The following is a 13,789-nucleotide window of genomic DNA, read 5'->3' as shown; positions in this document are numbered from 1 at the left end:
CTTACGCTGACATGCTGATACCTTGACTGGCGCGATGATGAATAACCGTAATGAGCAGAGAAATGGTGTCGGAGAATGCCATAAAATGGCCTACTCTCTGCCGTTATTGCCGAATATATTGTTGGGTGAGTTGGATAAAAAGCCGAAAAACCAAGAGCACAGCTAACCGTATGTATATAAAAATAGCAACAGGGATGAGCTTGCAAAGAATGTGAGCGTACTGGCAAAGAAAAGAATAAAGTAGCGCTACTAGCGAAGAGGCAACTTGAAATAAAAAAGGCATAAGCGGTTATAAGCCGAGGGAATATCTTCTCAGAGACATCAGTAAGTTTTTAAGGAAATTTAAAACTGGCGATGAATAAGAGGGAAAGTGCAATTGTGCGGGTTTAGGCGCGTCTGTTTCAGGGAAACAGGGTATATAGCAACCCGCATAGGACGGTGTTGTGAGAGGACGGCGGAAATAATCCCGCCACCGACTCGATTGATTAAAAGCGATATTGAACACCTGCGGAAATAGTGTAGTTGGTATTACTCATACCAGCGGCATTATTAACGCTGAAAGAATTAGATTTACCATGATCAGTATAATCCAACGTTCCTTTTTTATTATTGGCAAATTTACTCCAGCTCAGTTCACTGAATACTTTTACATTTGGAGTAATGTAATATCCTGCATCAACGGCAATTGAGTAATAGCGTGAGTTATTGATTTTTGTTTTGAAAGTTTTATTGCCCAGAATATGTTCATCAGTGTCTTTTGCTTTAACCCACGGGCTGAATTTCAGCAATGTATTAAACTCAAAATCCTGATAACGATATTGTCCGGCCAGCCCCAGATAAGGAGTGTTGAATTTTTGTTTGTAAGTAATTAAGGTTTTGTTCTCGAATGCAATTGGAGTATTGTCATAAGTTCCATGCCCTCCACTTGCCTCCCAACTGAAATCAGTTTGCTGATAACCAAGAACCCCACCGAGCTTGTATTCTGGTTGTTTCAGTATCCAGCCTTTTACATTGATATCAAATTCGCTGGCACTATTCAGTTTAGTATTTTCGTGGTGAGACCAGTGAGTCCATTTAGATTGATTGCCGTTCTCCCAATCATAATCGTCCATTTTTCCACTTTTGGATGATGATGCATACCAGCCACGAGCGTTCAGGGTTAAATACGGCAGGGCATCCCAGGCCAGATCACCTTTAATAACCGCAGTATTCTTAATTCTCCAATTCAATTCACTGAGCTTACGCCCTGAGTTTGGGCTATATACATATTCATTTGACTTAGCTGAAAGTATGCCTAATGAAGCACTGGCTGATACACTGCTTGAATTGAAACTAGCCGTACTGGTATTTTCAGCTTGTGTTGTTTCCGCTGCTTGTGCGACTTGCGCCGCAGCCAGACCAATAATACCTAAAGTAACTAAATTAAATTTCATTGATGAAGGTTCCTAGTTTATAAATATACCAATTATTCATAATTTCAATATTTGGTTATCTCAATATGTTGAGATTGTGAGTTTTTAAAATTTTTCTCTGAGTGTTTTTTTGTCTACTAAATATGCTTTTTTATTCGTTTTAATATCGCTAGAATAAAAATAACCTCAATGATTTCATGTCATTATGATTATATTTGGTAGCTGCGGTTTACTCGGAAGGCCATCTTATTAACATAGTTTATGGGTGTTTACCATACTGATTAATAAAATGACAACTGGAGTATAGTTAAATCATTTGTTTTTCTGATTAAATTTTAATTTATTATTTGTATAATTGATGTTTATTCTAAAGTAAGTTGAAGTAGATATATTGGGGTTTTTTAGATGCGCTATATGAGCGATATTTTGTTATCACGTAATTTAAGAGCCTACTCTATTAGGCTCTTATTCAAATTAGTTAGTCTGTTACTCAGAAAAATATTTATCCCAAATCTTCTGATAAGTCCCATCTGCTTTTATTTCCATAATGGCTTTATCGACGGCGGTTTTTAATTCAGTATCGTTTTGACGAAGCAGTACGGCCGTTTTTGCTGCTTGAGTATCTGCGGCAACAATTTTTACCGGCGCATCCGGACGATGTTTTTTATAATCGAGATAAGAGAGCTTATCGTTAATTGTGGCATCAGCGCGGCCTGTGCTTACCAGTTCAACTTCCTGACTAAAACCGTTGGCACTGATGATGTCGGCACCATAATGTCTGGCTGTCTGGGCAAAGTTATTGGTCAGGGTATGGGATGATCGTTTTCCTTTTAGATCGCTAAATGTCTTAATATCGTTATTGTTCGTTCGGGTGATCAATACCGCTTCTGAAATGACATAGGGCTGAGAGAAACTGTATTTTTTCTCACGCTCTGGTGTAATGGCAATTTGGTTCATCACCGCATCGGAACGTCCGGCATCAAGGCCACCAATCAGTCCATCCCATTTTCCTTCGATAAATTCAGGCGTGACGTTCATGCGCTGTGCGATTTCCCGGCCGATTTCCACATCAAATCCAGTCAGTTTTCCAGAGGCATCATGGTAGCTGAATGGAGCATAAGCACCTTCTGTCCCAATTCTGAATATTCCTGTGGAATAAATATTATCAAGAGTGGATTCAGGAGAGGTCTGAGTGGAAGTAGCTTGCTTGGAGGTCGATTGAGCATAAGCGATATGGCTGAAGCCAATTTGGACGATACCCGCCAATAATATATTGAATACGAATTTCATTTTATCTCTCCGAAAGGAAACAGTTATTTTTGGCTATTTTTGCAATAACAGTTTTCACTATAACGGGAATATAAAATCCTTTATATATAAAATAATGTTATATCATAGAGGGTTAGTGACATATGATTTCTGGTTAATTTGCACCGTAAGCAGTGGTTATTATCAGATGGTTTATTTTAATTAAATGGAAGTATGTCACAAATATTTCTGAAAAAATTGTCATGACATAATGGCCTGATATATTTGGGTCTCTCTGTTCATAATGCATGGCAATGAAATGGCTGTTCTTTTACAGAAAACCCATTGGGTATGTATTGATTACTCCACACCACTAAACCCAATTGTAAATATAGGTGCCAAGTGTTAAACCCATTATTCCGAAAGGGTATGGTTCACTCTCTGCCTGTCTGTATCTCTTTCTTTCTTATTTTTGTGTCGATTGGCGCGCTTTATCAAAGTCATGGCGTTCCATTATTGGAAACGTTAGCTGGATCATTAGTAATCTATGCCGCCCCGTTGCAGGTGGCTGCGGTTGGCTATTTGGCTGATGGCACTTTGTTTTCCGTGATCATTCTGGCTTTGCTGGTCAATTTTCGTTTTTTCCTGATGGCAATGGTGATGACGCAATATTTTCAAGGTGTGCCCAAACGGAATATTTTACTGTCGATGTTGGGATTTAGCGCCAGCACGTATGCGGTGACACATTCATATATCTCTGCGTCTGCGGGAAATATGGCGGATGGGAAATCTCAGTTTCATTTTTATCTGGGGGTTGCCATTCCTTGTTTTGTGATTACTTTTTGTGCCACTTTGCTGGGATATATCTCAGCAGAACATCTGAATTATGAGTCCCTTTCTCTGTTTTTGGTGATGTTGGTGCCCATTCATTTCGCCTCTTTGGCGGCCAAACGTTCAGGCAAGGATATGTCGGTGCTGGCAACGGTAATGGGAGGAGTATGTGCCCCGTTATTGAATGAAATGGATATGAAGTTAATGGATCTGGCGATGCCAATTTTGTGCGGGGTTGTGATCGCGTTGATTGAACGGAACCTGAGCAAGGATAAAGCATCATGATGTTGTTGATTGTGGTCATGGGCTTAGTGAGTTTTGTGTTAAGGGCGGCTCCTTTTCTGGTTAATCATCACCGTTTGTTTAAAGGGAAGAGTGTGCTGATTACTGCATTGGATTATGCCATCTGTTTTATTTTGGGAACCATTATTGTCAATATTTCCCTGAATAATTTATCCCTGAGTGAATTAATTGATCAATTTGATATTAAATATGTGGTTGCGTTGATAACGGTAGTTCTGGCCTATTTTATCAGCAAATATACGCATTCAATTTTAAAGAGTCTGGGATTTTCATTGGTCTTTTTTATGGTGGTGCAGTGGTTATTAAACTAAAAGCGATATGAGATGAAAAAAAACCACTGCAAATAAAATTGCAGTGGTTTATAGGCATAAACGTCAATTAAGCTAAATTACAGCGCAGCGATAGTCTCTTTCTGTGCCAGTAATTTCTCTTTTGCCGCGTTGTTGGTTGCCAGACGTTCGCGCTCTTTGGCTACAACCGCTTCCGGCGCACGGCTGACAAAGCCTTCGTTAGCCAGTTTGCCTTCAATGCCGCCAATTTCTTTATCCAGCTTCTCGATTTCTTTATCCAAACGTGCCAGCTCTGCTTCTTTATCGACCAGACCGGCCATTGGGATCAGGATTTCTGCCCCGTTGATCAGCTTGGTAACAGAAACCGGCGCTTCTTCACCCGCCGCCAAAACGGTAACAGTAGAAAGACGGCCCATCGCCTGAATGAAGTTGAGGTTTTCAGCCACACGGCGTTGTGCATCTTCGTTTGTATCACGCAGCAGAACTTCCAGTGGCTTGCTTGGCGCGATATTCATTTCTGCACGAATGTTACGTACTGCAATGATGGCTTCCTTGATCCATTCCAAATCGTTCAACGCCAGCTCATCCACTTTCTCCTGAGAGAATTCAGGGAACGATTGCAGCATGATGGTATCGGCATCAATGCCTTTAACCACTTTTACACGCTGCCAGATGGTTTCGGTAATGAATGGAATAATTGGGTGTGCCAGACGCAGCAAACCTTCCAATACTTCAATCAGGGTATGGCGAGCCGCGCGGACTTCTGCCTCTGAGCCTTTGTTGATTGCAGGCTTGGACAGTTCCAGATACCAGTCACAGAATTGGTTCCACGTAAATTCGTAGAGAATGTTCGCAGCAATATCGAAACGGTAAGTATCCAGCGCTTCACGGTAGGCTTTCACGGTCTGGTTGAATTCTGCCAGGATCCAGCGATCTGCCAGAGAAAGCGACATTTCACCGCCGTTCTGACCACAATCCTGCCCTTCGGTGTTCATCAGCACAAAACGGCTGGCATTCCACAGCTTGTTACAGAAGTTGCGATAACCTTGCAGGCGTTTCATGTCCCAGTTGATGTCACGGCCTGTTGAAGCCAGTGCAGCCAGTGTAAAACGCAGGGCGTCAGTACCGTGGGCTTCAATGCCTTCCGGGAACTGTTTTTCAGTGCGTTTACTGATTTTCTCAGCCAACTGAGGCTGCATCATGTTGCCGGTACGTTTTTCCAGCAGGTCTTCCAGAGAAATGCCGTCAATCATATCCAGCGGATCGATAACGTTGCCTTTGGATTTTGACATTTTCTGGCCTTCATCATCACGGATAAGACCCGTCATGTAGACCGTTTTGAAAGGAACTTGTGGCTTGCCGTTTTCATCTTTGATGAAGTGCATGGTCATCATGATCATGCGGGCAATCCAGAAGAAGATGATGTCGAAGCCACTAACCAGCACATTGGTTGGGTGGAATGTTTTCAGGGCTTCGGTCTGCTCAGGCCAGCCGAGGGTGGAGAATGTCCACAGGCCAGAGGAAAACCATGTATCCAGAACGTCTTCGTCTTGGTTCAGAACAATGTCTGCGCCCAGATTGTTTTCGCGGCGGACTTCTTCTTCATCGCGACCAACATAGACGTTGCCTTGTGCGTCATACCATGCCGGAATACGGTGACCCCACCATAATTGACGGGAGATACACCAATCCTGAATATCACGCATCCAAGAGTAGTACATGTTTTCGTACTGTTTCGGCACGAACTGAATGTCACCGTTTTCAACGGCTTCAATGGCTGCTTTAGCCAGCGGTGCAGTGCGAACGTACCATTGGTCAGTCAGCATTGGCTCGATAACCACGCCGCCACGGTCGCCGTAAGGAACCGTCAAGTCATGGGGTTTGATCTCAACCAGCAAACCTTGTTTTTCGAACTCAGCCACGATCGCTTTACGGGCAGCGAAGCGTTCCATGCCACGGTATTCGGCAGGAATGTCGCTTGAGTAGATTTCAGAAACTTCGCCGTTGGTATCGAACACTTCTGCGGCTTCGCGGATGTCGCCATCGAAAGTCAGAATGTTGATCATTGGCAGGTTGTGGCGCTTACCGACTTCATAGTCATTGAAATCGTGGGCTGGCGTGATTTTTACGCAGCCAGTGCCTTTTTCCATGTCCGCATGTTCATCGCCAACGATAGGAATGCGACGGTTAACCAGTGGCAGCAGGATTTCTTTGCCAATCAAATCCTTGTAACGCGGATCTTCTGGGTTAACGGCAACGCCGGTATCGCCCAGCATGGTTTCCGGACGCGTGGTGGCGACAATCAGGTAATCCTTGCCTTCAGTGGTTTTCGCGCCGTCAGCCAGCGGATAGCGCAGATGCCACATAGAGCCTTTGACTTCACGGTTTTCAACTTCCAGATCGGAAATTGCAGTGCGCAGCTTCGGATCCCAGTTGACAAGGCGTTTGCCACGGTAAATCAGATCATCTTGATAGAGGCGAACGAAGGCTTCTTTAACGGCTTTAGACAGCCCTTCATCCATAGTGAAGCGTTCACGCTCCCAATCTACGGAGTTACCCAAGCGACGCATTTGATTGGTGATAGTGCCACCCGATTCCGCTTTCCATTGCCAAATTTTGTCGATAAAAGCGTCGCGGCCATAATCGTGGCGGGTTTTACCTTCTTCTGCCGCGATTTTACGCTCAACAACCATTTGTGTCGCAATACCTGCGTGGTCAGTACCTGATTGCCACAGTGTATTTTTACCCTGCATGCGCTGGTAACGCACCATCGTATCCATAATAGTCTGCTGGAATGCGTGACCCATGTGCAGGCTGCCGGTGACGTTTGGCGGCGGAATGACGATGCAGAAACTTTCGCGGTTGGTATCGCCATTTGGTTTGAAATAACCGCTCTGTTCCCAGTGCTTATAAAGAGGTTGCTCTATCTCTGTCGGGTTGTACGTTTTATCGAGAGATGGCTCAGATTGCGTTTGATTAGCGGGTGTCTTTTCCATTGTATCTTGATATTCAATAGGTTGGCGGGGTTGCCATGGTCAAATTAAAGCCAACGCTACGATAGCATTTATATCGTTCGCGAGCTAACTGTTTTAGATTTTCATCAATAGGAACGAAGTCTATCACTTCATGGAAAGCTGTGGCAAAGTCTGCAAAATGAGGAAGCAGTGTCACCAAGACATCGCGAGGGGCATTGCTCCTTTTTTGCGGCCAGCACAATTCTACCGGCGCGCCATAACGCGGGCCTTCTCCGGCAAGGTTGTGCGGTACAAATTGGCTTGGTTCCCGTTGCCATAATGCTTCGTCCAGTTTTTCGGCCTGTTGCTGGTTTTCACAAGCAATCAGAACCCGCTTCCCTGCCCGCCATTGGTCAGCAGCAAGCTGACATGCCAGCCATTCATGTGGCTGCAAGTCATCAGAAAATGATGATTGTTCCGATAACGGCTTTTCCGACTCAAGTTTTTTTGACTCAAGTTTTTCCAGCAAATAAAAGGTGGCGTTTTTCATATTTTCTTGGTTACAAGATTGCGGGAAACAGTGACGGAAAAGGGTATTGCATCTGCAATACCCTTAATTTCACTCATTCCTTCAATGCGGTTGTGCACATTTTTATGAAGCAAAATGTGCAACGGCGGCATTAATCATCAGAATTCAAACCTGAACGATTTAACAGGAATTGTGACAAGAGCGCAACCGGACGACCGGTAGCTCCTTTTGCCTTGCCTGAACGCCATGCTGTACCAGCAATATCCAGATGTGCCCAATTGTATTTGCTAGTAAAGCGAGCCAAAAACGCACCAGCGGTAATTGCACCACCCGAACGCCCACATGAATTCACCATATCCGCAAAATTGGATTCCAACTGCTCGGTGTATTCATCACCCAACGGCAGACGCCATGCACGATCTCCCGCTTGTTCTGAAGCGTTCATCAGTTCATGTGCCAGTGGATTGTGGTTGGACATCAAACCGGTATAGTGACTGCCCAGTGCAACAACACAAGCACCGGTCAATGTGGCGACATCAATGACCAGCTCAGGGTCAAAACGCTCAACATAAGTCAGCGCATCACACAGCACCAGACGGCCTTCTGCATCGGTATTGGTGACTTCGACAGTTTGACCGGACATGGTGGTCAAAATGTCTCCCGGACGATATGCACGCCCGCCAGGCATGTTTTCACAGCCAGCCAGCACACCGATGACATTGATTGGCAGTTTCAGCTCGGCAACAACACGCATGACGCCATAAACTGAAGCGGCGCCGCACATGTCATATTTCATTTCCTCCATGCCTTCTGCTGGCTTGATGGAAATACCGCCGGAGTCGAAAGTCAGCCCCTTGCCTACCAACACGATGGGTTTCGCATTAGGATCTTTGCTGCCTTTATATTCCATGACTGACATCAGGGATTCATTTTGTGAACCCTGGCCCACTGCCAGATAGGAATTCATGCCAAGTTCTTTCATCTGCTCTTCGCCAATGACCTTGGTGGCCAGATTGTCGGCATTGTCAGCAAGCTGGCGTGCCTGTGAAGCCAGATAGGCAGCATTACAGATATTGGGTGGCATGTTGGCCAGATCTTTTGTCGCCTTGATACCGGATGCAATGGCAAGGCCGTGCTGAATGGCGCGCTCACCGCTGGTTAATTCGCGGCGGGTCGGTACATTGAACACCATCTTGCGCAAAGGGCGACGCAGCTCATTTTTACTGCTCTTGAGCTGATCAAAGACATACAGTGATTCTTTGGCTGTTTCGACCGCCTGACGTACTTTCCAGTAGTTGTTGCGCCCTTTCACGTGCAGTTCAGTCAAGAAGCAAACAGCTTCCATTGAACCGGTTTCGTTGAGGGTGCTGATCGTCTTCTGAATGATTTGCTTATATTGACGCTCATCCAGTTCACGCTCTTTTCCACAACCAACCAGTAAAATACGCTCAGACAGCACATTAGGAACATGATGCAGCAACAAGGTTTGACCCACCTTGCCTTCAAGTTCCCCGCGGCGTAATAAGGCACTGATATAGCCGTTACTTATTTTGTCAAGCTGTTCTGCGATAGGGGAAAGGCGGCGTGGTTCAAATACGCCGACAATAATACAGGCACTGCGCTGTTTCTCCGGACTACCGCTTTTTACACTAAACTCCATGCGTTCTCCTGAATCTTAAAGACAAAGAGGGATACAATCGCTAAAATATCACGTTCCGCATTAATTCATCCCAAAGAAAAGTAACTGTTATGTTAAGCTAAACACATTATTTTTTGGTACTTGGCTAACGATAAGTATGTTCTAATTGGGAACCAATATATGGGATGCTTTGGTATCATTTTAGCAATGAGGAAGCCAAACTTATGCATATAAATGGTAGATATACGACGAAGTTAGCGACTTTCCTGCAAAAAGACAAGTTTTCACAGGCGTAATAAGCGTGATCATCATTAGATATCTAGTACGGGAAACCCTAAAAAGCCAAATCGCAATACTTTTCATCTTGTTGCTGATCTTTTTCAGTCAGAAATTAGTTGAAGTATTGGGGGCGGCAGTAGAAGGAAATATTCCCGCAAATTTGGTTCTATCGTTGTTAGGTTTAGGCGTGCCGGAGATGGCGCAGCTTATTTTACCCCTGAGTTTATTTCTTGGGGTGTTAATGACGTTCAGTAAACTTTACACCGAAAGCGAAATCACCGTCATGCATGCCTGTGGATTGGGCAAAAGTGTCTTGGTGAAATCAGCCCTTATTCTGGCTTTAATCACATCCGCGCTGGCGGCTGCCAACGTTATCTGGTTCACTCCGTGGTCATCTAAATATCAGTCACAAGTATTGGCTGACGCAAAAGCCAATCCAAGCCTTGCGGCGATTATGGAGGGGCAGTTCAAGCCTTCCCGTGACGGCAATATGGTGCTTTATATCGGCAACGTGAAGGGCAATCGTTTCGAGAATGTATTCCTTGCCCAGCTTCATCCGTCGGATGAGCAGCGTCCGTCCGTTGTAATTGCGGATGGCGGACATATGGAAGAAAGCCCGAGTGGGAATCAGATAGCGGTACTTCATCAGGGAACGCGTTATGAAGGTACCGCGATGTTGCGTGACTTCCGCATTACCGAATTCACCAACTATCAGGCCGTTATCGGGCACCAGAAAGCAGACATCGATAACAGTAAAGTCGAGCAAAAATCGATTGGGCAGCTCTGGCATGACACAGACAATGATTCCCGTGCCGAATTCCACTGGCGCCTGACGTTAATTGTCTCTGTGCTGACGATGGCGTTGATGGTAGTGCCGTTGAGTGTCGTGAATCCACGTCAGGGACGCATACTCAGCATGCTGCCGGCAATGCTGCTCTACCTGATTTTCTTCCTGCTGCAAAGCTCCCTGCGCTCCAATGGCAGCAAAGGAAAACTCGATCCTGTGTTCTGGATGTGGCTGGTTAACGGGGCCTATTTTGCCTTGGCCCTGGCACTCAACCTGTGGGATACCGTACCCATGCGCAAATTGCGTTCACGCTTTAAGAATCAAGGAGCGTCATGATGTTTGGGGTATTGGATAGATATATCGGCAAGACAATTCTGCATACCATCCTGATGACTTTGTTTATGTTGGTATCGCTTTCCGGCATCATCAAGTTTGTCGATCAGCTGCGCAAAGTCGGGCAGGGGGAGTACACCGCACTGTCTGCCGGTATTTATACCTTGCTGAGTGTCCCTAAAGATATCCAAATCTTCTTCCCGATGGCTGCCTTGCTTGGTGCGTTATTGGGCTTGGGCGCGCTGGCAACACGAAGTGAACTGGTGGTGATGCAGGCTGCTGGCTTTACCCGCTTGCAAGTGGCGGGTTCTGTCATGAAAACCGCAATTCCACTGGTTTTGCTGACGATGGTGATCGGCGAGTGGGTGGCTCCACAGGGAGAGCAGCTTGCCCGTAATTACCGTTCCCAAAAAATGTATGGCGGTTCGCTGATGTCCACTACCAAAGGCTTGTGGGCAAAAGATGGTAATGACTTTATTTATATTACGAGTGTGAATAAAGACAATGCCTTAAATGGTGTCAGAATCTACCACTTTAACGATGAAAATAAATTATTATCAATAAGATATGCAGATTCGGCAGTGTATGACAAAGACAACCATCGATGGAAATTATCTCAAGTTGAAGAGTCTGATTTGAATCAAGGCGGGCGAATCACTGGTTCACAGCGTATTTCCGCAGATTGGGACAGCAAATTAACCCCTGAAAAACTGGGTGTGGTTTCCCTTGATCCCGATGCACTCTCCATCCGTGGTTTACATCAATACATCACCTATCTGGAACAAAGCCAGCAGGATGCCGGGCGTTATCAACTCAATATGTGGAAAAAAATCTTCGCACCTTTATCGGTAGCGGTGATGATGCTGATGGCGCTGTCCTTTATCTTCGGGCCATTGCGCAGTGTGCCGATGGGATTCCGGGTTGTTGTGGGCATCAGTATGGGTTTCGTTTTCTACGTACTGAATGAGATATTTGGCCCGCTCAGCCTGGTTTATAGCATGCCTCCAATACTGGGAGCGCTTTTGCCAAGTCTGTTATTCTTTGGGATAAGTGTTTACTTGCTTTTGAAGAGAAAATAGCAGTCATCAATCGAATTATCATTAATATTTCTTATCGCTCTTGCGTTTAAACGTGAGGGCGATTTTTTATTTTATGCAATAAAATCAGTGCATCATATTGAACTAAATAATGTTGATGTATTTAACTCATTGAATATTAATGTTATTTAATAAATACCAATTCTATATCATTATGAATAGATTAAATTACTATTTGATCTTATTCAGACTATAGTGATAAGAATTTAAGTTGTAGACCACTTATCAGTTTTTGTGAGGTATTCATATGAAATAGATTGAATTTTTTCCGAATGAATTTCACATTTTTGAAGATAAGCGTGCTGAGCCACCTCATGACCTACGATTGACGATATCCGCTCATGGCTTGCCTGGTTATATGGCAACTTCGATCGGTAACATATCACCAGACTGCTTGAAATCTATTTTATGCGATTATGCTGATATATTTAAATATCGTCATATGCGTTTGTTATTTTGCCATTCAGCAGATAAGGAAGGATGGTTCGCAGGTTCTTTTGCAGAAAGATTTTCCAGATTACTACCTGAAGTAATAATTGAAGCGTATTTAGGGGAAGTAGAGACTTCCGAGATCATTAGGAATGTATACGCTAGCAGTACTAAACATTCACAACCAAATGCGAACTATCACATTGACTATCAAAAAGATTATCAAGGTAAATATATTGGTAAGGGAATAAAGCAAACTTTGGTGGCTGATTTTGAACCATCATATACAGCAAAAATAATGTACCCTACTAACTCCATTGACGTAGATGAAAGAACACGTTTTGTGACTGGTATTCAACGTTTGGAAGCACAATTTGAGACCTGTGATCCGGTCTCTATAAAAGATATGTTAAGTAGCCGATTATTCTTTTGTAATGGGCAATCCAGTCGAAACATCAATGACTTTCTAGATAAATAGCCATGATAGAAAATAATCCTTATATACGTGTCGTACTTCAAGGTGCATGTATTATCATCCCGCGACGCGGGATGATAATACGTTGCTTCCTGAAACTTGGAGTTAATAGGGTATAAGCCAATTTGAAAATGTGTAGATACCTGTGCTGTTTACGGTGGAAAATAATCACACAGACATTATTGTGGTTGTAAAGTGACTTCATCTTGTATCACAAGGCCAGAATCAGGTTTGCTAAATTGCTTGGTAAGGTAGAAACGAGTGTGATGATGTGCGTATCCTTCAAGCACACCGTAGACCTTGTAACCTAACTTCTCATAAAAACCTTTCGCTTGAAAACCATAAGTATCCACATAAGCCATATGACAAGATCGATTTAAGGCTTCTTTTTCAGCCTGTAATATAAGCTGTTTTCCCAGGCCTTTTTTACGGTATTCCTCACTTACCCATAAATATTGAATTTCAAGACTTTCCCAGAAGGTTCTGGATACAAGCCCAGCAATTATTCGACCGTATTCATCAGTGAAAGAGATAAATAGAGGATTGAGGTCTACATTGCCATGCTTATGATTATATTCCCAGAGTTTTTTAATTATATATTCTTCCATTTGTGCATTGTGAGTATTGCTAATGTGCATTTTCATTTTTTAGATTCCTGTTAATTAAAGCCGTTAAAAATAAAGTTATATAAAGCTGAAATTAAAAGCCTGTAATATATTCACTGTCATTTTTTAATTCGCTTTTTAAGCGAGTTATTTATTTTAACTTGATGAAAAATAATGCATTTAATTAAATGGATGGGATAATATGAAATCCACCGTTTTGTAATAGCTATATTTCTGCCACATTTTGGTAAAAATGTTCATCTCGGGCACCGCCAGAGAAATTAGCAAGCACTTTGATATAAAAGCAAACGCAATACAAATACTATAGTAATATAATTTATAACCATATTTTAGCCTTATTTATTATTTATTTTTGGTTTTTTATGCGACAAACGGCCTATCAATCACTGATTTATTATTATCTTAAACCTGTAATTAACTAGAGCGTGCATTATTTTTCTATTAATTTCTCAATGAAATAAAATGAATCTAATATAAAGTGTAACTCAATGAATAAAATTTATTACATAATAAGTAAGTGATAAATATCATATGATTTTTCATGAATTATAGATTTC

The 13,789-nt window shown here is 43.2% G+C and carries 12 protein-coding genes; 6 read left to right on the top strand and 6 right to left on the bottom strand.

Going from position 1 to position 13,789, the window contains the following annotated elements; genetic code table 11:
- The first annotated feature begins 37 nt into the window (after positions 1-37).
- Positions 38-166, top strand: coding sequence for a hypothetical protein (locus tag BM100_RS23795; protein WP_274539934.1), 129 nt, complete (start codon positions 38-40; stop codon positions 164-166).
- Between the two features lie 319 nt (positions 167-485).
- Here the strand turns inward: BM100_RS23795 and BM100_RS03935 are convergent, their stop codons facing one another.
- Together BM100_RS03935 and BM100_RS03930 are read right to left on the bottom strand one after the other, a co-directional pair.
- Entirely contained in the window at positions 486-1,433 is a 948-nt protein-coding gene (locus BM100_RS03935) for an omptin family outer membrane protease (protein ID WP_092508152.1), read from the bottom strand.
- A gap of 465 nt (positions 1,434-1,898) precedes the next feature.
- Entirely contained in the window at positions 1,899-2,702 is an 804-nt protein-coding gene (locus BM100_RS03930; protein WP_092508150.1) for an amino acid ABC transporter substrate-binding protein, read from the bottom strand.
- 360 nt (positions 2,703-3,062) lie between these two features.
- On the opposite strand from BM100_RS03930, the gene BM100_RS03925 reads away from it, so the two are divergent.
- Both BM100_RS03925 and BM100_RS03920 read left to right on the top strand, forming a co-directional pair.
- Positions 3,063-3,776 carry an AzlC family ABC transporter permease gene (locus tag BM100_RS03925; RefSeq protein WP_139216928.1) on the top strand — a complete coding sequence of 238 codons (714 nt, stop codon included), beginning with the start codon at positions 3,063-3,065 and terminating at the stop codon, positions 3,774-3,776.
- Positions 3,773-4,105, top strand: a complete 333-nt coding sequence (locus BM100_RS03920; RefSeq protein WP_092508146.1) for an AzlD domain-containing protein — start codon at positions 3,773-3,775, stop codon at positions 4,103-4,105. Before BM100_RS03925 ends, BM100_RS03920 begins: the two co-directional genes overlap by 4 nt.
- 77 nt (positions 4,106-4,182) lie before the next feature.
- Here the strand turns inward: BM100_RS03920 and BM100_RS03915 are convergent, their stop codons facing one another.
- The 3 genes from BM100_RS03915 to pepA all read right to left on the bottom strand — a co-directional run bounded on the left by BM100_RS03915 (position 4,183) and on the right by pepA (position 9,227).
- Positions 4,183-7,080: a valine--tRNA ligase gene (locus BM100_RS03915; RefSeq protein WP_092508144.1), complete on the bottom strand. Its 2,898-nt coding sequence runs from the start codon at positions 7,078-7,080 to the stop codon at positions 4,183-4,185.
- Between the two features lie 13 nt (positions 7,081-7,093).
- Positions 7,094-7,588, bottom strand: a complete 495-nt coding sequence (locus BM100_RS03910) for a DNA polymerase III subunit chi (RefSeq protein ID WP_092508142.1) — start codon at positions 7,586-7,588, stop codon at positions 7,094-7,096.
- A gap of 130 nt (positions 7,589-7,718) precedes the next feature.
- The gene (gene pepA, locus BM100_RS03905) at positions 7,719-9,227 is read right to left on the bottom strand and encodes a leucyl aminopeptidase (RefSeq protein WP_092508140.1); all 1,509 of its coding nucleotides are present in this window, start codon (positions 9,225-9,227) and stop codon (positions 7,719-7,721) included.
- A 280-nt stretch (positions 9,228-9,507) separates the two neighbouring features.
- Between pepA and lptF the strand changes: the two genes are divergently transcribed.
- From lptF to BM100_RS03890, 3 genes are all read left to right on the top strand, one after another.
- On the top strand, positions 9,508-10,608 hold the full coding sequence (gene lptF / locus BM100_RS03900; protein WP_092508138.1) for an LPS export ABC transporter permease LptF: 1,101 nt from the start codon (positions 9,508-9,510) through the stop codon (positions 10,606-10,608).
- The gene (gene lptG, locus BM100_RS03895) at positions 10,608-11,684 is read left to right on the top strand and encodes an LPS export ABC transporter permease LptG (RefSeq protein WP_092508136.1); all 1,077 of its coding nucleotides are present in this window, start codon (positions 10,608-10,610) and stop codon (positions 11,682-11,684) included. Before lptF ends, lptG begins: the two co-directional genes overlap by 1 nt.
- Positions 11,685-12,060: 376 nt before the next feature.
- Positions 12,061-12,609, top strand: a complete 549-nt coding sequence (locus BM100_RS03890) for a hypothetical protein (protein ID WP_092508134.1) — start codon at positions 12,061-12,063, stop codon at positions 12,607-12,609.
- A 176-nt stretch (positions 12,610-12,785) separates the two neighbouring features.
- Here the strand turns inward: BM100_RS03890 and BM100_RS03885 are convergent, their stop codons facing one another.
- Positions 12,786-13,250, bottom strand: a complete 465-nt coding sequence (locus tag BM100_RS03885) for a GNAT family N-acetyltransferase (protein ID WP_092508132.1) — start codon at positions 13,248-13,250, stop codon at positions 12,786-12,788.
- Between the last annotated feature and the right edge of the window lie 539 nt (positions 13,251-13,789).

Source organism: Xenorhabdus mauleonii, assembly GCF_900113945.1.
Taxonomy (GTDB): Bacteria; Pseudomonadota; Gammaproteobacteria; order Enterobacterales; family Enterobacteriaceae; genus Xenorhabdus; species Xenorhabdus mauleonii.
Note: the sequence above shows the minus strand (reverse complement) of the source record. Positions and strands in the feature narration are given on the sequence as shown.